This is a genomic window from Nonomuraea sp. KM88, assembly GCF_052245635.1.
GTDB lineage: Bacteria > Actinomycetota > Actinomycetes > Streptosporangiales > Streptosporangiaceae > Nonomuraea.
Map to the genome: position 1 here is coordinate 194356 of NZ_JBQQCC010000005.1, position 23185 is coordinate 217540.

General features: G+C 72.5%; 21 protein-coding genes. 12 read left to right on the forward strand and 9 right to left on the reverse strand.

Annotated elements, in window-relative coordinates; translation table 11 throughout:
- Positions 1-31: 31 nt before the first annotated feature.
- The 7 genes from ACTWPV_RS17465 to ACTWPV_RS17495 all read left to right on the forward strand — a co-directional run bounded on the left by ACTWPV_RS17465 (position 32) and on the right by ACTWPV_RS17495 (position 9614).
- A complete protein-coding gene (locus ACTWPV_RS17465) occupies positions 32-2938 on the forward strand; it encodes an NACHT domain-containing protein (RefSeq protein ID WP_443152568.1) in 2907 nt (968 codons plus the stop codon).
- 125 nt (positions 2939-3063) lie between these two features.
- Entirely contained in the window at positions 3064-4254 is a 1191-nt protein-coding gene (locus tag ACTWPV_RS17470) for a sensor histidine kinase (RefSeq protein WP_443152569.1), read from the forward strand.
- Complete coding sequence (locus ACTWPV_RS17475) at positions 4251-4904, forward strand: response regulator transcription factor (protein WP_347644993.1); 654 nt, start codon at positions 4251-4253, stop codon at positions 4902-4904. Before ACTWPV_RS17470 ends, ACTWPV_RS17475 begins: the two co-directional genes overlap by 4 nt.
- A gap of 492 nt (positions 4905-5396) precedes the next feature.
- A complete protein-coding gene (locus ACTWPV_RS17480; protein WP_443152570.1) occupies positions 5397-6830 on the forward strand; it encodes an MMPL family transporter in 1434 nt (477 codons plus the stop codon).
- A 48-nt stretch (positions 6831-6878) separates the two neighbouring features.
- The gene (locus ACTWPV_RS17485; RefSeq protein WP_347644995.1) at positions 6879-7766 is read left to right on the forward strand and encodes a hypothetical protein; all 888 of its coding nucleotides are present in this window, start codon (positions 6879-6881) and stop codon (positions 7764-7766) included.
- Positions 7767-7799: 33 nt separating this feature from the next.
- Positions 7800-8708: a hypothetical protein gene (locus ACTWPV_RS17490; protein WP_443152571.1), complete on the forward strand. Its 909-nt coding sequence runs from the start codon at positions 7800-7802 to the stop codon at positions 8706-8708.
- 21 nt (positions 8709-8729) lie between these two features.
- A complete protein-coding gene (locus tag ACTWPV_RS17495) occupies positions 8730-9614 on the forward strand; it encodes a hypothetical protein (protein WP_347644997.1) in 885 nt (294 codons plus the stop codon).
- Here ACTWPV_RS17495 and ACTWPV_RS17500 read toward each other — a convergent pair.
- Positions 9599-10735, reverse strand: a complete 1137-nt coding sequence (locus ACTWPV_RS17500) for a UDP-N-acetylglucosamine--N-acetylmuramyl-(pentapeptide) pyrophosphoryl-undecaprenol N-acetylglucosamine transferase (RefSeq protein WP_443152572.1) — start codon at positions 10733-10735, stop codon at positions 9599-9601. The two genes, ACTWPV_RS17495 and ACTWPV_RS17500, sit on opposite strands and share 16 nt — an antisense overlap.
- A gap of 4 nt (positions 10736-10739) precedes the next feature.
- Positions 10740-11555 (reverse strand): formylglycine-generating enzyme family protein, encoded by an 816-nt coding sequence (locus ACTWPV_RS17505; protein ID WP_443152853.1) that lies wholly within the window; start codon positions 11553-11555, stop codon positions 10740-10742.
- Between the two features lie 254 nt (positions 11556-11809).
- On the opposite strand from ACTWPV_RS17505, the gene ACTWPV_RS17510 reads away from it, so the two are divergent.
- The gene (locus ACTWPV_RS17510; protein WP_347645000.1) at positions 11810-12769 is read left to right on the forward strand and encodes a Ppx/GppA phosphatase family protein; all 960 of its coding nucleotides are present in this window, start codon (positions 11810-11812) and stop codon (positions 12767-12769) included.
- A gap of 58 nt (positions 12770-12827) precedes the next feature.
- Entirely contained in the window at positions 12828-13184 is a 357-nt protein-coding gene (locus ACTWPV_RS17515) for a hypothetical protein (protein ID WP_443152573.1), read from the forward strand.
- Here the strand turns inward: ACTWPV_RS17515 and ACTWPV_RS17520 are convergent.
- Together ACTWPV_RS17520 and ACTWPV_RS17525 are read right to left on the reverse strand one after the other, a co-directional pair.
- On the reverse strand, positions 13181-13612 hold the full coding sequence (locus ACTWPV_RS17520; RefSeq protein WP_347645002.1) for an ATP-binding protein: 432 nt from the start codon (positions 13610-13612) through the stop codon (positions 13181-13183). The genes ACTWPV_RS17515 and ACTWPV_RS17520 overlap by 4 nt on opposite strands.
- An 88-nt stretch (positions 13613-13700) precedes the next feature.
- Complete coding sequence (locus ACTWPV_RS17525) at positions 13701-14246, reverse strand: TetR/AcrR family transcriptional regulator (RefSeq protein WP_443152574.1); 546 nt, start codon at positions 14244-14246, stop codon at positions 13701-13703.
- Positions 14247-14345: 99 nt separating this feature from the next.
- Here ACTWPV_RS17525 and ACTWPV_RS17530 point away from each other — a divergent pair, with 99 nt between their 5' ends.
- Positions 14346-15920: an MDR family MFS transporter gene (locus ACTWPV_RS17530; protein ID WP_443152575.1), complete on the forward strand. Its 1575-nt coding sequence runs from the start codon at positions 14346-14348 to the stop codon at positions 15918-15920.
- Between the two features lie 64 nt (positions 15921-15984).
- Positions 15985-16965: a GNAT family N-acetyltransferase gene (locus ACTWPV_RS17535; protein ID WP_443152576.1), complete on the forward strand. Its 981-nt coding sequence runs from the start codon at positions 15985-15987 to the stop codon at positions 16963-16965.
- Here ACTWPV_RS17535 and ACTWPV_RS17540 read toward each other — a convergent pair.
- The 5 genes from ACTWPV_RS17540 to ACTWPV_RS17560 all read right to left on the reverse strand — a co-directional run bounded on the left by ACTWPV_RS17540 (position 16930) and on the right by ACTWPV_RS17560 (position 22414).
- Positions 16930-18207 carry an AAA family ATPase gene (locus ACTWPV_RS17540; protein WP_347645006.1) on the reverse strand — a complete coding sequence of 426 codons (1278 nt, stop codon included), beginning with the start codon at positions 18205-18207 and terminating at the stop codon, positions 16930-16932. The genes ACTWPV_RS17535 and ACTWPV_RS17540 overlap by 36 nt on opposite strands.
- Positions 18204-19619, reverse strand: coding sequence for a hypothetical protein (locus tag ACTWPV_RS17545; protein WP_443152577.1), 1416 nt, complete (start codon positions 19617-19619; stop codon positions 18204-18206). The genes ACTWPV_RS17540 and ACTWPV_RS17545 overlap by 4 nt, the downstream gene beginning before the upstream one ends.
- A gap of 19 nt (positions 19620-19638) precedes the next feature.
- On the reverse strand, positions 19639-20748 hold the full coding sequence (locus tag ACTWPV_RS17550; RefSeq protein ID WP_443152578.1) for a hypothetical protein: 1110 nt from the start codon (positions 20746-20748) through the stop codon (positions 19639-19641).
- Between the two features lie 115 nt (positions 20749-20863).
- Entirely contained in the window at positions 20864-21631 is a 768-nt protein-coding gene (locus ACTWPV_RS17555) for a hypothetical protein (RefSeq protein WP_443152579.1), read from the reverse strand.
- 102 nt (positions 21632-21733) lie between these two features.
- A complete protein-coding gene (locus ACTWPV_RS17560; protein ID WP_443152580.1) occupies positions 21734-22414 on the reverse strand; it encodes a class I SAM-dependent methyltransferase in 681 nt (226 codons plus the stop codon).
- A gap of 170 nt (positions 22415-22584) precedes the next feature.
- Here ACTWPV_RS17560 and ACTWPV_RS17565 point away from each other — a divergent pair, with 170 nt between their 5' ends.
- Complete coding sequence (locus ACTWPV_RS17565; protein WP_443152581.1) at positions 22585-23100, forward strand: DUF6609 family protein; 516 nt, start codon at positions 22585-22587, stop codon at positions 23098-23100.
- Positions 23101-23185 lie beyond the last annotated feature (85 nt).

Below are 23185 nucleotides of genomic sequence, written 5' to 3' on the forward strand. Positions count from 1 at the left end.
ATGGGACACCCCCTGTCCCCGGGAGAAGGCCATGATCGATACCCCGAGCTACGCCGACGCCCTGAGGATTCTCGGATGCAAGGACGGCAGGCTGGTCAAGGTCGTCGGGTTCGCCTCGGCCGCCGAGCGCACCGGCTGGGCGCTGGCGGGCGGCGGGCGGCTGGCGGCCGGACTGAACGACATGCGCGACGGCATCGTCCGTTACGGCAAGGACGTCGTGCGCCGCATGCCCGAGCTCAAGGGCGGCGTCGACCGGCACACCCGCACCGAGCGGCTGGCCGCGGCGCACGCCGCGATCGTCGTGTCGGCGTACTTCGAGGCGCTCGGCGAGGCGAAGCTGCCGTTCACGCTGGACCGGCTCGACCGCGGCGAGAAGATCTCCCACGGCGTGCCGACGCCCGAGCGGTTCGCCAGGCTGGTGGCCGAGCTGCTGCTGGAGCGGCTGCCCACGCCCGAGCCGCACCTGCCGTACGCTGAGACGCGGCGCGCCGTGGAACGTGCCTTCCTGCACATGTCCGAGGCCCTGGCCGGATACGTGGGCGGCCTGTCGGTCTGGGACGAGCTGAGCGTCGACGACCAGCTCCTGCTGCCCCGTATGCTGGCCGAGGGCCCGCCCGCGCACGCGCTGCGCATCTACGACGAGGACTACCGGTCGCTGGCGCTCGACAGCCACGAGTTCGGGGTGCGCAGTCTCGTCACGGAGCGGCCGCCGCCCGGCACCGCGCTGTCGCGGGTGGCGTGGTTGCTGGCCGAGCTGGCCCCGCCCAGGGTCGGCGACCGCCCCGTGATCCACCTGGCCAGGATGGCCGCCAACGCGCTCGACCAGCCGCTCCTGGTCGCCGGCAAACATCCCGAGGACGTCACGCTCCCGCTGCTCGGCGAGGGCTACCTCACCCCCCGCTGCCGGGTCGCGGAGCTGACCCGCTACGCCGCGCCCGCCGAGCGGGCCTGGTGGGACGACCGGCGCCTGTTGCCCGACCCCGAGGCGTTCCTCGTGGGACACCTCACCTCGCTGCGGGCCACCCGGGCGCCGCTGCTGGTGCTGGGCGAGCCGGGTGCGGGCAAGACGAAGCTGACCGAGGTGCTCGCGGCCCGGCTGGCCAGGTCGGAGTTCCTGCCGATCAGGGTGGAGCTGGGCGCGGTGGCCGCGCGCGCGGACGTCACCGAACAGATCGAGCAGGCCCTCAAGGGGGTGCTGGACGAGCAGGTGGGCTACGCCGACCTGGTGGCGGCCGGCGACGGGGCGATGCCGGTGGTCCTGCTCGACGGGCTGGACGAGCTGCTGCAGGGCGGCGTCAACCGGTTCGACTACCTCGAACACGTCCAGGAGTTCCAGGCCAGGGAGGCCGGGCTCGGGCGGCCCGTCGCGGTGATCGTCACCAGCCGTACGGTGGTGGCGGACCGGATCAGGTTTCCGGAGGGGCTGCTCGCGCTGCAGCTGCAGCCGTTCGACGACGGCCAGGTGCGGCAGTGGCTGGACATCTGGGACCAGGCCAACCGGTCCCTGCTGGCCAGGCGTGACCTGAAGCCGCTGCCCGCGCGGGCGGCGCTCGTGCACGGCGACATGGCCAGGCAGCCGCTGCTCCTGCTGCTGCTGGCCCTCTACGACGCCGGCGGCAACGCGCTGCAGCGCGACCACGGCCCGCTCGGGCGCGCCCGCCTGTACGAGGTGCTGCTCAGGGACTACACCGAACGGGAGACCGGCGGGGCGCGGCGGGTGGCGATCGACCAGGAGCTGGTGTTGCTCGGCACGGCGGCGCTGTCCATGCTGGCCAGGGGCCGCCAGGTCCTCACCGACGAGGCGCTCGAGCGCGACCTGCCCGCCCTGTGCCACGGCGGCGAGGAGGACCCCGGCGACGAGGGCGAGCGGATCGACTGGGTGCGCAAGGCCACGGAACGGTTCTTCTTCGTCCGCAGGAACGGCCACGCGTTCCTGCACTCCACGTTCGGCGAGTTCCTGGTGGCCTGGCTGACCATCTACGCGCTGCGCGACCTCGACCGCAGGTGCCGGCTGGCCGGCGACGAGCCCCTCGCGCTCGTCCAGGCCGTGGACGACGACCTGCTGTACGCCGTCACGTCCCACTCGTGCCTGGCCGAGCGCGGGCCCACCGTCGGTTTCATCCTGGAGCTGCTGGCCGAGGTGCCCGCCGCGGTGCGGGAGCGGTGCGTCACGCTCCTGGCCGGGACGCTGCGGCGCTCGCTGCACGAGCGCCCCCGCCGCCACTTCACCGGTTTCCTTCCGGTACGTCACACGGTGCCCCGCCGCCTGGCCGCCTACTCCGCGAACCTCACCCTGCTCATCGTCGCCGCCTCCGACCAGCCCGTCAGCGTCTCCTCGCTCCTGGCGGGGCCCGACCCCCTGGACCGCTGGTCCGCGCTCACCCACCTGTGGAAGGGCAACCTCGGGCACGAGGGCTGGAACGGCCTGCTCACCGCGCTGTCGGCGCACCGGGTGATCGACGGCGGCACGGAGGACGTCGTGCTCGAGGGCGAGGAGGGCGCCAGGAGCGCAGCCGGGAGGAGCGACAGTACGAGCGCCGGAATGAGCGCCGGAATGAGCGACGGCATGGGCGACGTCGTCGTCGCGGTCGCCACCGGCCACACGCCCCGGCACCGCCGCCTGCTCGACCTGCTGCTGCGTGCCGTGGGGGAGGGGCGCGGCCTGCCCTACCGGGAGCGGGTCCGCATCCTCGACGAGCTGGTCCGTACGGTGGCGGTCAGGTCGCCGGCGCTGCACCAGGCGCTGGGGGCGATGTGGGAGGAGGACGGCGACGGCCACGCCGAGCTGCGCCCGTTGCTGCGTGCCGTGCTGGCCGACCCGGTGGACCGGATGGGCGCCTGGAACGCGCTGGTCAAGGCCGGCGTGCCCGAGATGGCTCTCTGGGAGATCCAGCAGCACCCGCCGTCAGGGGCGGAGGACCTCGGGCCCGGCCGCTGAGCTCCGGTGCCTCCGCCCGCCGGCCGTGCCGCGCCGGCCGGACGCGATGCGTACCGCGCGCGGCGTACGCGGGAACCGCGGCGGCGGTATCGCGCGGTCCGGGAGCAGCGCACTAGCGTACGGGAATGCGGACGATTGCCCTGGTGTGCGGTATGGCGGGGGTCGTGATGTTCTCGACGGCCATGGCCTACGAGAACCAGCCGGAGGCCCGACCGCTGGACCTGCTCGGCTACACGCTGCTGGTCGCGACGGCGCTCGGGCTGGTCTGGTGGCGGACGCGGCCCGACGTCGCGCTGGCCGTGTGCGCCGGGTCGGCGGCCGGCATCTTCGGCCTCGGGTACGCGCTCTCGCTGTGGACGGTCCCGGCCCTGATCGCGCTCTTCTCGGCCATCGCGGCCGGGCGGCGGGCGGCCGGCTGGGCGGGCGCGGCGTTCCTGGTGGCTGTGCCCGCGGTGCCGGCCGTGCTGCGCGCCGAGGCGGACGTCACCATCGCGGTCGTCGTCTGGGCCGCCCTCGTGCTGCTCGTCGCCCAGCCCGCGGAAGTGTCGCGAGCGCGGCGCGACCACACCGCGGAGGTCGAACGGCGGGCCGCCGACGCCGAGCGGACCCGGGAGGAGGAGGCGCTGCGGCGGGCCCAGGAGGAGCGGCTTCGGGTGGCCAGGGAACTGCACGATGTCACCTCGCACACGGTGGCGGTGATCGCGCTGCACGCCTCCGTCGCCGCCGAGGCCGTGGAACGCGCCGGGGGCCCGGCCGAGGCCGCCGCCGCCCTCCAGGTCATCCGGACCTCCAGCCGCCAGGCACTCGGCGAGATGAAGGCCGTTCTCGGCGTCCTGCGCCCCGGCCCGGCCGGCTCCCGTACCCCGGACCCTGCCGGCTCCGGAGCGGCCCTCGACCTCGGCGCTCACATGAGGCCGGGCCCGGGGCCGGTCGAGGCCCGTGGCCCCAGGGAGCCGCTGCCGGGTTCGGCGGAGCTGCCGCGGTTGCTGCGCACGGCGGGCCTGCCGGTGACCCTCGACGTCGAGGGTGAGCGCCGCCCGTTGCCGCCGGCCGCCGACCTGACGGTCTACCGTGTCGTCCAGGAGGCGCTGACGAACACCATGCGGCACGCGAACGCCACCACGGCGACCGTGACGCTGCGCTACGAAAGGGGAGCGGTGACCGTTCGGGTGGACGACGACGGCGACGGGAGCAGGGCACCGCGCGGTCACGGCCTCACTGGCATGGCCGAGCGGGTCGCCGCCGTGGGCGGCCTGCTCACCACCGGCGACGGCCCCGCCTGCGGATTCCGCGTCACCGCATGGTTGCCGGCGTGATCGAGGTCCTGATCGCCGACGACCAGCCGCTCGTCCGAGCCGGTCTGCGGGCGCTGCTCGACACGGAGGACGACATGATCGTGGTCGGGGAGGCCGCCGACGGCGCCGAGGCGGTGCGGCTCTCGGGCCGGCTCCGGCCCGACGTGGTGCTGATGGACGTCCGGATGCCGGAGTTCGACGGGCTCCAGGCCACCCGCGCCCTGACCGCCACGGGCGTGCGCGTCGTCGTGGTCACCACGTTCGACCTCGACGAGTACGTGTACGAGGCGCTCAGGTCCGGAGCCAGCGGCTTCCTGGTCAAGGACGCCGAGCCGGGCGAGATCCGGCACGCCGTCCGGGTGGCCGCCCGGGGCGATGCCCTGCTGTCACCGGGGGTCACGCGCAGGCTGATCGAGCAGTTCACCGCGCGCCGGCTCACCGGCCTGGACGACGGCCGGCTGGCGCCGTTGACCGGCCGCGAGCGAGAGGTGCTCGCCAGGGTCGCCAGAGGATTGTCCAACGTCCAGATCGCCGAGCAGCTCTCCATGAGCCCGCTGACCGTCAAGACGCACGTCAACCGCATGATGACCAAGCTGGCGGTGCACGACAGGGCGCAGCTCGTCGTCATCGGTTACGAGAGCGGCCTCGTCCATCCCGGCGACGCCGGCTGACAGCCCACCCCAGGACCTGACGACCCGAGCGGGCCCCTGCTCGCGCACCGAGCCTCTGCCCCAGGGACCTGAGGCTCCGAGCGGGCCTCTGCCGGCGCACCGGGCGCCCGCCGGAATCCCGGGTGGCCCCGTCACCCGTCACCCCGTCAGCCCGTCCGTTCGGGAGTACCACGGGTGCAGTAGCCGGCTGACCGCGCACGGGGGACGCCGGGCGGCGCGCGTGCTTCCTACCGTCGCCGCATGATCCGTTTCTGCATCCGTCACCGATGGCTCGTCGTCGTGCTCTGGCCGGTCCTGGCCGCCGCCCTCATCGCGGCCGCCGCCACCTGGCCGGCCGCATGAACGCCGTCCCCGGCGTACGCGTCTCCCTGGACGCCCAGCGGGTGTCACCGGACGGGACGCTCGCCTCCATCCCCCATCGACTACCCGGACCCCGCCGCCGCCCCGGAGCTGAAAAGGCTCCGCGACGGCTTCCAGGCTTCCGGCGTCACCGTGGAACTGGCGGGCGACGACTTCGCTGACTTCACCCCCGGCGGCCTGACGGAGGGCATCGGGCTGCTCGCCGCCGCGATCGTGCTGCTGGTCGCGTTCCGCTCGCTGATCGCGACCGTGCTTCCGCTGGTCATCGGCGTGGTCGGGGTGGCGTGCGGCGTCGCGCTGCTCACGGTGCTCGGCCACCTCGTCGACACGCCCGGCTTCGCCGTCTACCTCACGATCATGCTGGGGCTCGGCGTGGGCATCGACTACGCGCTGCTGATCGTCACCAGGTTCCGCGCGGGCCTGGACGAAGGGCTCGGCGTGGCGGAGGCCGTCACGCGGGCCATGCGCACGGCGGGCAGGTCCGTGCTGCTCGCCGGGCTGATCGTCATCGTGACCGGGTCCGGCATTCTGTTCCTCGGCCCGTCGATCGGCGGCGGGATCGCGCTGTCCGCCGGGTGCGGCGTGCTCATGGTGATGCTGGCCTCGCTCACCCTGCTGCCCGCTCTGCTGGCCTTGGTCGGCACGCGGATCGACCGGTTCGCGCTGTCCCGCCGTTCCGCGGCCCGGCCCCTGGCGTACCGGTGGAGCCGGGTCGTTCAGCGCAGGCCGTGGCTGATGGGAACGGTGGCACTCCTGGCGCTGGCCGCTCTCGCCCTGCCCGGAACGCAGTTGCGGGTCGGCTGGTCCGACGCGGGCAACCGGCCGGTGAGCGACACCACGCGCCGTGCCCACGACCTGCTCGCCCGGGGGTTCGGGCCGGGCATGGAGGCGCCGCTGATCCTGGCCGTACGCGACACGGGACGGGCTCCGCTCGGCGACGTGGTGCGCCGGGCGGCCGCCACCGCCGCCGCCATCGACTACGCCCGGCATGCGTCCGGCCGCATGCCGTGGATGGTCGGGGCGGTCCTGCTGGCGTCGTTCGTGCTGCTCGCCGGGGTGTTCAGGAGCGTGGTGCTGCCGGTGAAGGCGATCGCGGTGAACCTGCTGTCCATCGGCGCCGCCTACGGCGTCGTCGTGGCCGTCTTCCAGCAGGACGTGCTCGGGCAGGGAACCGCGGGGCCGATCGACGCGTGGGTGCCGACGATGTTGTTCGTCATCACCTTCGGGCTGTCCATGGACTATGAGGTGTTCCTGCTGTCCAGGATCAGGGAGGAGTATCTGACGCACGGCGACGACAGCCGCGCGGTCGCCGGCGGGCTGGCCGCGACCGCCAGGGTCATCACCGCGGCCGCCACGATCATGTTCTGCGTGTTCGCCGCCTTCGGCGCGTTCGATGATCGCGCGCTGCGCGTGATGGGTGTGGGGCTGGCCGCTGCGGTGCTGGTCGACGCCACGGTGGTCCGCCTGGTTCTGGTGCCCGCCGCCATGGAGGTGCTCGGTGCGCGCAATTGGTGGTTCCCCAACCTGACCTTTCGGAGGCTGACATCCGGGGAAAAAGTTACGTAATATCCACACATCACGAGCGTTGGGGGCGCCAGGGTGCCAGGACAGAACGTGGGTGTGGTCGTCGATCCGGGAGTATCCCCGGAGGTCGCCGGATTGTTGCGCGCGAACGCCCCCCTGCTGTCCAGGATCAAGGCGGGCTGGGTGCCCCCGGCCACCCGGGCCCCGGCGCGCCACCCGAGCGCCTCCAGCGCGCTGCTGCTGGCCGCCACCCCCGCCGTGATCGCGTTCATGGCCGTCCTGATGGCCTCGCCGCTCGCGCCCGCCGGGTTCATGCTCCTGGGCACGTACGTTTTCATCGTCCTCATCAAGATCGCCTCGATGGGCGAGGTGGTGGAGGAGGACCGGCCGCACGAGCGCGGCGTGTACGAGCAGGCCCGCTGGCACGACGGCCGCTACCTGCTGCCCGAGGACTTCGACGAGGAGGCCGGGCAGGTGCTGGCCAGGGCGCAGCGGGCGATCGGGTCCGTGCTGCGCTCCCATGTCAACGCCGAAGGCCTCCTCGACGACGCGCGCAACGCCGTGATGCTGCCCGCGCAGGAGTGGGAGATCGCCCGGCTGCTGGCCAAGCTGTCGGCGCTGCGCCTGGAGCACAGGGAACTGGTCTCCCGGGGCATCGCGCCCGAGGTCGCCGCGGTGATCGAGCCGCTCGAACGGGCGCTGGCCGGCAGCGAGGCGGCCGTGGTCGCCCGCGTGGAGGCGCTGGAGCGCTACGCCGCCCACGTCGCCGACGCAGAGCGCGCCTACCACGCCCGCGGCCAGATCGAGGAGCTGCGCGCCCGGCTGCCGAAGTACGAGGAGCTGCTGGCGGAGTCGGGTGCGGACGCGCTGGCCGTACCCGAGATCGAGCGGCTGGCCGAGGACGCCGACGTTCTGGAGCGCACGCTCCGGCGCAGCGTGCGCTCGGCGCACGAGGCCTTCCGCTACCTGGAGAGCTGACAGTCGGACAGACCGGGACATAGGATCAGTAACGTGGCCGGACGTCATGCGAAGGTGATCATCGATCCGGCGGTGCCTGACGACGTCGCGGCCCTCTTACGCGACAACCGCAAGCTGCTCGTCCGCATCCACGCGGGCTGGGCGCCTGCGCACAGGGGTCACCGGCCCATGGCGGGCACCGTGGCCAGGCTGGCGGCCACCGTGACGGCCGTTGCGGCCGCGGTGTACGGGCTGACGTTGTTCGTCGCCGAGCAGTACACGGCCTTCGTGGTGATCATGACGGGGGCGGCGCTGCTGATCGTCAGCGTCCTGCTCAGGCCCAGGCCCGACGCCGAGGTGGAGCGCCGGCACGCCTTGGAGCGCGTCGTCTACGACCACGCCGGCGGGTACGACGGACGCTTCGTGCTCCGCGAGCACCTCGACGACGCCGCGCGACCGCTCCTGGGCCGCGCCCAGGCGGCGATCGACCAGGTCATGAGCTCCAGCGTCAATGCCGAAGGGCTGCTCGACGACGTGCGCAACGGCGTGATGCTGCCGGCGCAGGAGTGGGAGATCGCCCGGCTGCTGGCCAAGCTGTCGGCGCTGCGCGCCGAGCACCAGGAGGTCGTCGCGGAGGGCGTCACCCCCGAGGTGGCCGCCGTTGCGGGGCCGCTCGCCGAGGCTCTCGACAGCAGCCAGCGGGCGGTGCTGGCCCGCGTCGAGGCCCTGGAGCGGTACGCCGGCCACGTGGCCGACGCCGAGCGCGCCTACCGCGCCAGGCATCAGATCGAGCGGCTCAGCGCCCGGCTGCCCCGCTACGAGGAGTTGCTCGCCGAGTCGGGCGCCGACGGGTCGGCCGTGCCGGAGCTGAGCCGATTGTCGGACGACGCCGACCGCCTTGAGCAGGCGTTACGCAACAGCGTCAGCTCCGCGCACGAGGCATTTCGCCACCTCAAGGGTTGATTTCCCTTAGGATCCGGTTTTGTGGCGGATGTGGTGGTAGACCCCGGGGTGCCGCCCGATGACGCTCAGCTGCTCAGGCAGAGCCGGCTGGTGCTGATGAAACTGCGCCAGGGCTGGGTGCCCGACAAGCGGCGGGCCGCGTCGAGCGCGCGCTATCGCATGGCCGCCGGCTTCGGCACGGTGGCGTTCTTCGGACTGATCATGGGTGTCGGCGGCCTCGGCAGGGGACTCGGCATCCTCATGCTCCTGCTGATGCTCATCCCCGTCATGGTCGTCCTGTTCGTCAGGAACGATCTGGGCGAAGAGGACGAGGACGAGTACGAGCGGCAGACGTACGAGCAGCTGCGCTGGTACGAAGGCCGCTACGTGCTGACCGACGACCTCGACGAGTCGTCCAGGCGGCTGCTCGCCCGCGCCCAGCGGGCCATCGCCACCGTGACCGGCTCCCGGGTCAACGCCGAGGGCATGCTCGATGACGTGCGCAACGCCGTGATGTTGCCGGCGCAGGAGTGGGAGATCGCCCGGCTGCTTGCCAAGCTGTCAGCGCTGCGCACCAAGCACAGGGAGACCGTCTCGCAGGGGCTCACGCCCGAGGTGGAGGCCGTGGCCAGGCCGCTGGCCGGGGCGCTCGACAGCAGCGAGGCGGCGGTGCTGGCCCGCGTGGAGGCTCTGGAACGGTACGCCGCCAACGTCACCGAGGCCGAGCGCGCGTTCGTGGCCCACGAGCAGATCGAGGAACTGCGCGGCCGGATGCACCAGTATGAGGAGCTCGTGGCCGAGACCGGGGCCGACGGGTTCGCCGTTCCCGAGCTCGACCGGCTGGCACGCGACGCCGACCGGCTGGAGCAGGCGCTGCGGCGGAGCGTGAGCTCCGCCCACGAGGCCTTCCGCTACCTCGAACCCTGACCCGCGGCCTCCAGCAGCACGTCGCACAGGGTGTCGGCCGCGTCCAGGCGGCCGAGCGCGGCCGCCGCCTGCCCCATCGCGTGCCGCAGCTCGGGGTCGGCCAGCAGCGGCATCAGCTCGGCCAGCAACTGGTCGGCCGCCGGACGCGGCTCCAGCAGCGCCCTGGCCGCGCCGGCCGAGGCCAGGTAGCCGGCGTTCTTGCGCTGCTCGTCACCGCCCGTCGGGATCAGCGGGATCAGCACGGACGGCTTGCCGATGGCCGTCAGCTCCGAGACCGTGCCCGCGCCGCTGCGCGAGATCACCACGTCGGCGGCGGCGAACAGGTCGGCCAGCTCCGCTCCCACGTAGGGCACCGGGTGGTAGCGCTCGGCCAGCTCGCCGGGCAGCGCGACGGCCCGCATCTGGTCGATCCAGGCGGGCCCGCACTGGTGCACGATCTGCGCGTGCGGCAGCAGCCGGGGCAGCACCTCGGCGATGAGGGTGTTGATCTGCTTGCTGCCCTGCGCCCCGCCCGTCACGTAGATCAGCGGCACCTCGAACGTCAGCCCGAACAGGTCGTAGGCCGCCGCCCTCTTGCCCTGCAGCAGCTCCGGCCGGATCGGATTGCCCGTCACCACGGCCTTCTTCCTGGCCGCCGGGGGCAGATATTCCAGCGACGACTCGTGCGACAGCGCGATCCTGGTCGCCAGCCTGGACAGGATCCTGTTCGCCAGCCCGACCACGGTCGTCTGCTCGTGCATCACCAGCGGGCGGCGGATCAGCTTGGCCGCCACGCCGATGGGGACCGCGACGTAACCCCCGGTCGACAGCACCACGTCGGGCAGGTAGCGGGCCGCGTGCCCCACCGCCTGGAACACCCCGACCGGGATGCGGAACACGTCGGCGACGTTGGTGACCAGCTCCTTGAGGTTGGGGCGGCGGCGCAGCTTGCCCGTCGTGATCGCCTTGAACGGGATGCCGTGCTCGGCGGTGATCCTGGCCTCGAGACCGTTGGCCGTGCCCACCCAGAGCACGTCGTGCGGCACCTGACGTCGCTGAACGGCCGACAGGGTCGTCAGGGCCGGATAGGTGTGACCACCGGTGCCGCCGCCGGTGATCAACAGTCGCAGGGTTCGTGACATGCGATCAGACTAGAGCCGCACAGCGGAAACCCGTGTGCCCGGAGGCGGAGTCAGGAGTGTTGGAGGTGCGGGCGGCGACACGATAGCGGTTGCAGTAGGAGTCGTGGCACATGTACGACCCGCCGCGGATCACCTTGGCGCCGCCCTCGGCCGGCCCCGTGGGGTTGTCGGCGAAGGCCTCCCACGTCGTGCCCCACCAGTCGGCCGTCCACTCCCACACGTTGCCCGAGACGTTGTAGAGGCCGTAGCCGTTGGGCTGGAACGACTTGACGGGCACCGTCCCCTTGCTCGGCGCGGTCGGGAACCGGCCCTGCCAGATGTTGCACCGCTGCCGGCCCTTGGGCGCCAGCTCGTCGCCCCACGGGTACTTCTTGCGCTCCAGCCCGCCGCGGGCCGCCATCTCCCACTCCGCCTCGGTGGGCAGCCGCTTGCCCGCCCACGTGGCGTAGGCGCCGGCGTCGTTCCACGACACGTGCACCACGGGATGGTTCTGCCGGTCGCCGATCGAGGAGCCGGGACCCTCGGGCGAGCGCCACGTGGCCCCCTCCACCCCGGCCCACCAGGGCGCGCCCGGCACGGAGGCGTCCATCACCCCACCCGTGGCGAACTGGTGGAACACGAACGACCAGCCGATCCGCTCGGCCTCCGTGACGTAGCCGGTCTCCTTGACGAACGTGGCGAACTGCGCGTTCGTCACGCATGCCGGATCGATCAGGAACGGGTCGAGCCGCACCTCGCGGACCGGCCCCTCACCGTCGTCGGGCCGTCCGTCGGGGTCGTCCCCGCCCATCAGGAACGTCCCGCCGGGGATGCGCACCATGCCGCGCGGCGCCGTCCGCCGCACAGCGATCTTCACGGCCTCCTGGACGGGCCCGGAGGTGGCGTTTCTGCTCGGGCCGCAGCAAGCGTTCACAGATCCCCCCAACGTGTCGTGACACCAAGGAAGGGTAATGCCTGCGGCAGGCCCGTCACGACGCGGACGCCCCACGCCACGGCGCCGGCCGCCCTCCCCGCGCGCCCGGGGGCGCCGGGCTCCCTGTCGTCGTCGAAGCCGCAGGACTGTAGCGTTTCACCATGCGACTCGGCGTGCTGGACATCGGCTCGAACACCGTGCATTTACTGGTCGTCGACGCCCACCGCGGCGCCCGGCCCATGCCCGCCTACTCCCACAAGGTCGAGCTGCGCCTGTCCGAGCATCTCGGCGACGACAACCGGCTGGCCGGCAAGGGCATCGAGCGGCTCGGTGCCTTCGTGGAGGAGGCCGTCGCCCTCGCCGAGGACAAGGGGGTGGAGGACCTCGTGGCCTTCGCCACCTCCGCCGTGCGCGAGGCCTCCAACGGCGAGCAGGTGCTCGCCGAGATCGACCAGCGTTGCGGGGTGGACATCACCGTGCTGTCCGGTCGCGACGAGGCCAGGCTGACCTTCCTGGCCGTACGGCGGTGGTTCGGATGGTCGTCGGGGCGGCTGCTGGCCTTCGACATAGGGGGCGGTTCGCTGGAGATCGCCGCCGGGGTTGACGAGGAGCCCGACGTGGCCGTGTCGCTGCCGCTGGGCGCCGGGCGGCTGACGCGCGACTGGCTCACCGGCGACCCGCCCTCCGCCGACGAGGTGCGCAAGCTGCGCAAGCACGTACGCGCCGAGATCGCCCGCACCGTCGGCGACATCGTCAGATACGGCGGGGCCGACCGCGCGGTGGCCACGTCCAAGACCTTCAAGCAGCTGGCCAGGATCGCCGGCGCGGCGCCCTCCAGCGAGGGCCCCTACGTCGCGCGCACGCTGTCGCGTGCGGACATGGCCGACTGGGCGGCCAAGCTGACCACCATGGAGGCCGCCGAGCGGGCCCAGCTGTCCGGCGTGTCCGAGGGCCGGGCGGCGCAGCTGGCGGCGGGCGCGCTGGTCGCCGACGCGATCATGGACCTGTTCGAGGTGGAGCGGCTCGACGTGTGCCCGTGGGCGCTGCGCGAGGGCGTCATCCTGCGCCGCCTCGACCTCCTGCCCGGCCGCCTCGACCAGGCGAACGGTGTGGCCGAGTAAGCCCGTTATATCCCCAAGATCAGGCATAGACCGCTGGGCGGCGGGCATCTTCTGCCGAATGGTGGAAGTGCTCGGCGCGATCGGTGCCCTGGCGGTCGTCGTCCTCCTCATCGTCATGGCCGTGCTGCTCATCGCGGTGGCCGCCATGGTCACCTTCGTGACGATGGCCGCCGTGATGATCAACTGGCGTGCGGCGTGGAGGCGGCTGAGCCGCCGGGAGCGCCGGCTGGAGCTCAAGCTGAGCGGCGGCGCCGTGCCGGCGCGGCGGCGGGCCGAGCTGAGCGGTAACACGCCCCGCGTACGCCGACGGCTGCGCCTCGGCGGCCGTCCCGCGGAGCGCGGGTCCGCCGGCGGCCACCCGCACCGCGTACGGCTGCGCGACCACAGGCCGGCGGAGCGGTCCAGCAAGCTCTAGGTGGTCATGAGGTGCGTGCCGGCCGCGCCGGGCGCGTACCGCAGGCGCTTCTCCAGGCACACCATGGCCCCGTCCTCGTGCTTGTTGGCGAAGCGGATGTCGTCGGCGAGGGCCCGCATGATCTGCAGCCCGCGTCCGTGCTCGGAGCCCGGGCCGTGGTCGACGATCTCGCGCGGGTCGAAACCGCCTCCGTGGTCCACCACCTGGATGACACACCGCTCGTCGTCGACGATGGCGCAGACGCGGTAGTCGTCGCTGGGCGCTGCGTGTTTGATCACGTTGGAGCACGCCTCGGTGAGCATGAGCTCGATGTCGTCGCGGACCTGCGGATCGACGCCCAGCGAGCGCAGCGTGCCGTCCAGCATCTCTCTGATCAGCGGGACGCTCGCCGCATCGCGGGGCAACCGAAGCGCTATCGTGGTCTCCACCGCGCCTCCTCCCTTGTCGATGCGTGTCATCCCACTGCCCCTGATCTCGCGCCCCAATCGTCCCTTCAGGCGTTACAAGTCCGGATGATCAGGGCTCGATGAGCCGCATGGCCACCTCGATCGTGGCCTTGTGGATCTCCTCCTCCGACAGCTCGCCCTCCAGGGCCAGCCACTTGCCCGCGTGCAGCCCGAACAGCGCCAGCGAGCGGCTGATGCGCTCGACGGGCGTCGCCTCGGGCCCGCTCATCTCGTGCGTCACCTCCTTCATCCGCTCGCGGATCTTGATGAGCGTCGGGTGGTCGCGCAGCGCCGTCTGGTTACGCTCGAGGAACCTCGCCACGCCGAGGTGCCGGGTGCGCCGCAGGTAGGCGGCGTAACGCTCGACCAGCTCCCGGCGCATCTCCGGTGTCTTGGGCTGGCTGCGCGCCCACGCGAGCAGCTCCTCGATGTCGGTCAGCCGGAGATCGACCAGGCTCGCGACGATGTCGTCCTTGGTCTTGAAGTGGTAGTAGAGCGCGGCCTTCGTCACCCCGAGCTCCTCGGCGATCTCCCGCAGGGAGGTCGCCTCGTAGCCCTGCTCGGTGAAGAGCCTGAGCGCGATCTCCTGGATCCGGGTTCGCGTGTCTTCCCGCACTTCGCACCTATTTCGACTTGACGGCCGACAAGTAAGTATCTACCTTATTCTACGCTTGCCGGTCGGCAAGTAAGGAACGTGCGCGCTGGGGGGTAAGTGGTGGCTGAGGCAATCGGACGGCGCCGCGAGGTCATGGTCGTCCTGCCGGGGCTGATGCTCGCGATGATGCTGGCGATGCTCGACAACATGATCGTGGGCACGGCCATGCCGCGCATCGTGGGAGAGCTCGGCGGCCTGGCACACCTGTCCTGGGTGGTCACGGCGTACGTGCTGGGCACGACCGTGTCGACGCCGATCTGGGGCAAGATCGGCGACCTGTACGGGCGCAAGGCCATCTTCATCATCTCGATCGTCATCTTCATGATCGGTTCGGCGCTCTGCGGAATGGCCGGCTCCGAGCTGCTCGGCGGGCCGGACGACGGCATGACCGAGCTGATCGCGTTCCGCGCGGTGCAGGGGCTGGGCGCGGGCGGCCTGATCGTGAACGTCATGGCGATCATCGGCGACCTCGTGCCGCCCCGCGAACGCGGCCAGTACCAGGGCATCATGGCCGGCGTCATGTCGCTGGCCATGATCGCGGGCCCGCTGGTCGGCGGCTTCATCACCGACAACCTCGACTGGCGCTGGGCCTTCTACGTCAACCTGCCGATCGGCGCGATCGCGCTGGTCCTGCTGGTGCTCAGGCTGCACCTGCCCAAGGTGGAGAAGACGCGGGTGCGCATCGACTGGGCGGGCGCGATCCTGCTGTCGGTCAGCATCACCGCGATGGTGCTCATCACCACCTGGGGAGGCAACGAGTACGCGTGGGGCTCCTGGCAGATCCTCGCCCTGGCCGCGCTCGCCGTGGTCACGCTGGCCGTGTTCGTCCTGGTGGAACGGCGGGCGGCCGAGCCGATCATGCCGCTGCAGCTCTTCAGGATCCGCAACTTCACCCTGATCTCGGCCATCGGCTTCCTGCTCGGCTTCGCCATGTTCGGCGCGATCAACTTCCTGCCGCTCTTCCAGCAGATGGTGCAGGGCGCCACCGCCACCAACTCCGGCCTGCTGCTGCTGCCGATGATGGGCGCCTCCATGGTGGTGTCGCTGTTCGTGGGCAAGGCCATCACCGCCACGGGCAAGTACAAGATCTACCCGGTGATCGGCGGCGCCGGCATGGCCGCCGGCATGTGGCTGCTGTCCACCATGGACGTCACCACGCCGGCCTGGCTGACCGGCGTCTACATCGCGGTGCTCGGCCTCGGCATGGGCTTCCTGATGCAGACCACGATGCTCATCGCCCAGAACAGCGTCGAGCAGAAGGACCTCGGCGTCTCCAGCAGCGCGACCACCTTCTTCCGGTCGATCGGCGGCTCCTTCGGCGTCTCGATGTTCGGCGCGATCTTCAACAGCGCGCTGCTGTCCGAGCTGACCGGCAGGTTCGGCGCGCAGGCGGCCGAGCGCATGGCGAGGACCGGCGCCAGGATGGACCCTGGCGCGGTCGCCGCCATGCCCGCCCAGGTCCGCACCGGGCTGCTGGAGTCGCTGGCGGCGTCGATCTCCGGTGTCTTCTGGTGGGCCATCGCGTTCGCGGTGGCCGTGCCGGTGCTGGCGGCGTTCATCCAGGAGATCCCGCTGCGCGGGGCCACCCCGGTGGACGTGCCCGACGAGAAGGCCGTCACGCCCGCGGCGGGATGAAGGAACCGTGCGCCGCCCGGAAAAGGGAAGGCGCGCGGGCGGTGCGGACATGGACAATCCCCCTATGCATCGCATCAGGCGTCCCCGGGTCGACGACGCGGCGGCCATTCACGAGCTCATCAAGGCCCGCGACGTCGCCGTGCTCGGCGCACCCGACATGACCCTCGACGACGTGGCCGACGAGTTGGTGGAGCCCGGCTTCGACCGCGACACGGACGGCTGGCTGGCGTACGACGACGGCGGCCGGCTCGACGGCTGGGCGTGGGCGTGCCCGACCGGCGACGGCGACCTGGTGGACGTCGACGTGATCGTCCGTCCCGGCGCCGAGCCGCTGGCCGGACGGTTGTGGCCGCTCGTCCGCGACCGCGCGCGCGAGATGGCAGCCGAGCGCGGCCACGACGGCGTCACCCTGCACGTCGGCGTCTACCGCGCCGACCGCGGCAAGCAGGCCACGGTCGAGGCCCTCGGCTTCGAGCCGGGCACCAGCTTCCACCGCATGCGCATCGACCACGACGGCCCGGGAGAAGCGCCCGTCGAGGTGCCCGCCGGGATCACCCTGCACACGGGGGAGAGCGAGCAGGTGCGGCGGGTGGCCCACGCGGTGCAGCAGGAGGCGTTCGCCGAGCACTTCGGGTTCGTCCCGGTCGGCTACGACCTGTGGCACGAACGCAGGCAGGCGCAGAGCGTCAACGACTGGAGCCTGCTCACGCTCGCCCGCGTCGACGGGCGTCCGGCCGGGATGGTGATGGGCAACGACCAGTTCGTGGCCGACGAGAACTGCGGCTACGTGGCCACGCTGGCGGTGCTGCCCGCCTACCGGGGGAGGGGCCTCGGCCGCCTCCTGCTGCGCCACGCGTTCGCCGCCGACGCCGCCCGCGGGCGCGTGGGCACGATCCTGCACGTCGACAGCAACAACACCACGCCCGCGCTGGGGCTGTACGAATCCGCGGGCATGCGCCAGCTCATGGTCATCGACGTCTGGCGCCGCCGCCTCCGGACCGCGGGCGGGTCAGACGCGGTGGCGGGAGAGGTGCTCCAGCACTGACTGGTTCGCCTCCCACCCGTCGGGGAACTTCACCGGCACCCCCAGCTGCACCGGCTCCGCGGACGGGTGCGCGTCCAGGAGTTCGGCGATGCCCGCCCTGGCCACCACCACGCACGCGTGCCGGTGCCGCGACGCCAGCACGCACAGCCGGCCCGACTCCAGGTGGAAGGCCGTCGCGTCCCTGCGCCCCGACAGCGGGTGCAGCACGATCGTCACGTCGTACTCGCGGCCCTGCAGCCGGTTGGCGGTGTCCACGGTGATCTGCGGCGGCACGCCGGCGGCGCGGATGGCGGCCACCTGGTCGCGGTGCGCCGCGCCGACCGCGACGCGGTCCGCCGTCACCGGCCGCTCGCCCTGCTCGGAGCTCGCCACCGCACCCCGCTGCAGCAGCCGCCCGGCCAGCGACGCCACCGCCTGCACGGCCTCCGCGTCGGTGCGCACGGTGTGCCGGTTGGGCAGCTCCAGCAGCGCCCACCCCGACCTGGCCGCCTCCTCCAGCGCCCGGTCGTGCGGCGTGCCCATGCCTCCGGTGGCCAGTTCCAGCCGCCGGTCCCCGTCGGACGTGCCCGACCGGAACCCGGTGAACGGGTAGAACGCCCGCGACACCACCGGCGCGGCCGACGCGGGCAGCCGCCACGACACCGGCAGCCGGTGCACGGGCAGGTCGGGGTTGTGCCGCAGCAGCACCGACACCGCGCTCTGCAGCGGATCCCACGACAACCCCGACCAGCGGTCGCCGTCGACGATCGAGAACGGGTCGAGCTGCCCGGGGTCGCCCACGAACAACGCCCGCTCGAACAGCCCCGCGATCCGCAGCAGCTTGTCCGAGCGCATCTGGTACGCCTCGTCCACGATCGCCCACGGCCACACCCGGCCGCCGATCCACGCCCACTTGTCCGCCGTGGCGATGACGATGTCGGGGTCGCCCAGATCCTGGATCCTCGTGCCGACCCGCACGCCGGGCAGCTCCAGCATCCGCGGCGGCGGCACGTATCCGCTCGCCGACAGCCGCCCCACGGTCAGGCGCGGATGTTTGTCGGAGATCCGCGTCACCAGGTCGTCGACCTGCTCGTTCGTCTGGGCGACGATCATCAGGGGCTCGCCGGTGGCGGCGATGTGCGCGGCGGCGCGTACGACCAGCGTGGACTTGCCCGCACCCGGCGGGGAGTCGACCACCACGCCCCGGTGGCGGGGCAGGTCGGCGAGGACGTTCCTGATGACCTGCTCGGGGCCGGCGGTCACGACCACTCCTCCTGGGCGTCCTCGTCGTCGGGCACGTACTCCTGCGGTGGCCCGCCGTGCGTCCACGGGGTCGCCTCGGCGTCCGGCAGCGCGGGCGAGCCCTGGAAGTCGTCCGTCAGCGAGGTGTAGCAGACCCGCTCGCCGATCTCGGGCACGGCGCCCGGCGCCGCCGTCCTGCCGCGGCCCATGCCCTTGGTGATCTTCAGGGTGACCAGGCCCTCACCGGCCGACACCAGCTCCGCGCCCTGAGCGCGCCGCTGCGGGGTGCCGAGGGACGTGCCGGGCGCGAGGCGTACGGGATCGTCGGTCTTGACCACCACGAGCGGCCGGAGCTTGCGCGAGCGGCCCTCGCCCTCGGTGTTGTCCGGGTCGGTGTCGAGGACCTCGCCCGCGAACGCCTCCCCGGTCAGCCGGTATTCGGCCATCACGAGCGGGTCGTCGTAGGCGCGCTGCGCGTCGTAGGCGGCCTGGGCGCGTTCCATGCGGGCGAGCTTGGCGGCGGCGGCGACCGCGCCGTCGCGCCGGGGCTGCGGCGGCGCGCCCTCGGCGATGTGCGCGGCCATGCCGCTGAACGAGCCGCGGTCCTGCTCCCACCGCGACGCCACGCCGGCGCCCGCCTCCAGCCCGGCGAGCAGGTCGATCGCCTGCCACATGAGCCGCCACCCGGGCTCCAGCTGGGTGCGCAGCGCCTCCGTGACGCGTTCGGCCGAGCCGCTGTCCATCGCCGGCGCGAGCACCTCCGCGTCGAACCCCGGGTCGGTCGCCGGCCCGGCGGGCGGCCAGATCAGCGGGTCCTCGGCGTCGTCGCTCGGCCCGGTGGTGATCCAGGCCAGCAGCGCGGCCAGGTTGGCGTCCTCCAGGCCGCTCTGCCCGCTGGCCCAGTGCCGGCCCAGCTCCTCCGTCATGGCCGGCATCAGCGACGAGCCGGGGTACGCCGCCCGCTCCGCGAAATAGGTCAGCCAGCGCCCCAGCAGCGGCACCGACTCCGGCACCGGGGCCCGGCGGAAGCGCATCGAGCGGCCCAGCAGCCGGACGAAGGCCACGCCCGCCGGGTTGGGGACGAGGATCTGCGGCGCGTCGATCGCCCGCTCGTACGGGTCGGCGTTCCTGCGCTCCACCGTCTCGGTGTCGCGCAGGAACCCCTCAACGTACGGCAGCAGCACCCCCGCCAGCTCGGCCGCCCACGCGAAGCGCAGGTCGCGGTTGCGCGGCTGGGTCACGACCAGCAGGCGCGGCCGGTCGCGGTCGGTGCCGAGCATGGCCGCGAGCGGCGCGGCGGCCTCGCCCGACAGCTTGAGCGGGATGAACACCATCGGCCGGTCCGCCAGGTGGCAGTGCCTGACGGTCGCGATGGGCTGCGCGATGCCCTCGTCCATGGCCCGCAGCCGGGCGAGCGAGGTCAGCAGGCTCACGTGGGTCTCCCTCGCGGGCTCACGTCAGGCACTCCTTGCGCAGGCGTTCGGCGTTGCGGAGCAGCCGCGCGATCTCCTCCTGGCCCGCGGCGGGGTCGCGGGCGCCGTCGGCCAGGCCGAGCGCCTCCGCCACCGAGGCCACCCCGCCCAGCTCGTCGCGCACCTGCCGGCCGAGCAGGTCGGAGGCGCCCTCCTGCCGGGCCTCGTCGCGGCAGAAGAAGCACATGTCGCACGTGGACAGGCAGTCGGGGGCGTAGCGGGCGGTCGTCCTGCGCAGCGCGTCGGCCAGCTCGGCGACCGGCCTGGTGGGCCGGCCGTCGTCGTCCGGCCGCAGGTCGAACGTCAGATCGCAGGGCAGCCCTTCGAGCAGCCGGTCGAGGGCGGTCATCCTGGTGAACTGGCGGCGCAGCACGGCCAGCTGCCTGCGCACGTCGACCAGCGAGGCGACGGGGCGGTTGGCGAAGTTCTCCGGGCAGACCAGCACCACGTCGTGCGAGACCTTCAGCGGGTCGTGGCCCAGCTCCTCCAGCAGCGTGCGCAGCGCCAGCACGTAGACGGCGGCCTGGCGGGCGGCCGCCGCCACCGCCGAGGGGTCGGCCTGCCCGTCGATCACCGCGAACGACTTGATCTCCACGATGTGGAAGCGGCCGCCGAGCTGGAACGCCACCACGTCCGGTTCCAGGTAGGCGGTGTGACCGGCGATCTCCAGGCTGAGCAGCGGGTGGTCGTACAGCGTGCCCGCGTCGTGCTCGTCGCGGGCGGCCCGGTCGATCAGCGTCCTGGTGTGGGCGTGGCGCAGGTGGGCGCCGACGTTCTCCACGTCGTGGTAGGCGACCTCGGCGACGGGCAGGCCGAGCAGCTCGCGCAGCATCCGCAGCAGCTCCGCGCATCCGTCGGCCTTGACCAGCGCCTCGAACACGTTGCCGCGCGTGATCGCGAACGGCGACTGGCCGAACGGCGCGGGGAATCCGAGGTGCCGGGCGGCGGCGTCCTTGTCGACGCCTGCGCCGTCCATGAGGGCGCGGCGGGCACAGCCGGGGTTGGCGGCCAGGGCGGCGATCGCTCGGGCGTCGTGCGGCTGCGGCGGCGTGACGCCCCGCAGCACGTCGAGCCGGGGTCGTGGGGTCACGGCCGCGCTCCGTCCCGCGCGCTCGGCCGCCCGGTGCCGCCGCCTTCCTCCGCTGTTGTCGCCGCGCTGCCTGGCGGGTTCACGGGCCCGCTCCGCACGGCGCGCTTCAAGCCGCTCACTTCGCGTTCTCCTTCTTGATCGTGCCCAGCGTAGCGGCGCCGAACAGGCGGCCCGCGTCATCGAGCTGTGCCACGGCGCGTTGCGCCAGCTCGGCGCGGTCCCGCGTGTCGCGCTCGGCGTGCACGCGCAGCTCGGCCCTGGCCGCCTCGATCACCCTGCCGCGGTGCGGCGGGCCCAGCGTTCCGCCGGCCGCGCCGGGGATGTTCCTGGCCATCCTGACGAGTAACCTGTCCGCCCGCTCGTCGCCGGCCTCCTGCTCGGCCACCGCGATGGCGCAGGTCAGGAAGTCGACACGAGGGCTGAGCGGGCCGACCACGCGCCGTTCCAGCGGCCAGGCGCTGAGCGTCAGGAGGCCGCGGGCGGGGGAGAGGCGGTCGGTGAGCGCGGCGCACAGATAGTACGGCCGCCCGAACGGCGACGACCTGAACGAGCGCTCCTCGTCCCTGCGCAGGCTGGTGAGCCGGCTGCTGCTGATCGTGCCGCCGAAGAACGCGGCGCTGACGGCCACGATCAGTCTCGACTGGGCGGCCGCCCCCAGCAGCCGCAGCCCCTGGTGCACCTGCTCGCGCACGGTGACCAGGCGCGGCGGCTCCTCCTTGGCGGGCTGCTCGCCGCTCACCAGGGCGTCCCAGGCGTGCTCGGCGCTGCGCAGCTCGGCCCGCAGGACGCGGGCCTTGGCGCCGCCCCTGGCCCGCATCGCCTTGCGGACGCCCGCTCGCAGCTCGTCGATGCGCCGCTCGAGGTCGTCCAGCCGGTCACTCATGGCGCGACTGTATCAACCATCCCAGTATTTTCCAGTAATTTCATGATTTCGAGGCAGTCTAATGATCTACATCGTAAAGGCGCCCGCCGCGAACGAATCCGATCAAGAGGCCGGGGACGCCACGACCCAGGTGCGGTCGTCGGTGAGGAAACGATCGAGCCGCAGGCCCTCGGCGGCCAGGTCGGCCGACAGCTCCTCGTCGGTGAGCCGCCTGGACGAGAACGACTGCGTCCACACCTTGTCCTCGCCGTGGGTGTAGCGCATGGTCGCCTGGAAGATCCCGGGGGAGACCTCCTCGACGGCCGCCAGGGTGATCGTGACGTCGCCGTCCCGGCGGCTCTGGCCGGCGTGCCACCGGTCGTGCACGTGGGCCGGCTTCCACTGGATGAGCACCGCGCCCCGGGGCTTGACGTGCCGCGCGCAGGTGGCCAGGAAAGCGCGCCTCACCGCGGGGTCCACGGTGTTCACCAGCTGGGAGGCCAGCATGACCGTGTCGAAGCGCCGGTCGAGCCGGAGGTCCTCCACCCGGCCCAGCACCGTGTGCGTGCCGCGCACGCGGGCCAGCATCTCGGCTGACTCGTCGACGGCCACCACCTCGAAGCCTCGCTCGATGAGCGGGTGCGTGACGCGGCCGACACCCGCCCCTAGCTCCAGGACGCTGCCGCCGGGCGGGGTGACCTGGGCGACGATCTCCGGCTCGACGCCCGGCTCGAGCAGGCTGTAGAAGTCGACAGGGGATCCGTCCGGGGTGATGGGGCCGGGGCCCGTGCCAGAGTTGCGCATGCCTCGAAACTATCCCTCCGGGAAGACGGGCGCGTGATCGGAAGTCGTCCCGTCCCTCTGCGGATCCCGTGCGCTCGCCCGCCTTCGCCGGGTGGTGATCCGCGGCGTGCCGTCGATCCGCTAGGGTGGCTTCCCCCTTTGCGAAAGTAGTCGGAATGTCGCACGTTCATATGGTTTTGTCCGCCGCGGGGGATCACCCCTATCCGCTGATCCGAGGGGGCGGGCTGTTCCTGATCGGCGTGGGCACCGGCTTCCTCCTGAGCTGGATCTTCCGTACGTACTGGCTGCAGTTCCTGATCGGCGGCTTCGCCGCCGGGTTCGTCGGCAGCGGCCTGAGCGCGCTGCTGCCCAGCCTCGGCTCGCCGTCGTTCGCCCACATCGCGGGGCTCGTCGGGTCGTTCGTGCTCGAAGCCGGGCTGATCTACCTCGTGCTCTCCAGGACCAAGGGCGCCGACGACCGCACGGTCCTGTTGTGGATCCTGTTCGTGGTGGGCGTGCACTTCCTCCCGATGGGCATGGCCCACGGCCCGCTGATCACCCTCCTCGGCGTGCTCACCATGGCCAACGCGGCCGCCGGACTCCGGATCAAGGCCCCGCTGCCGGTGTTCGGCGTGACCGACGCGCTGCTCAAGCTCGGCTTCGGCGCGGTGATGCTCCTCGGGTACCCGGCGCTGACCTTCACCTGAGCCCGTACGGAACTCGACGCGCCCGGCCGCCCGCGTACATCCGCGAATCCCCGCACGCCGCTGAGCTGGCCCGATAAGGTTTCCG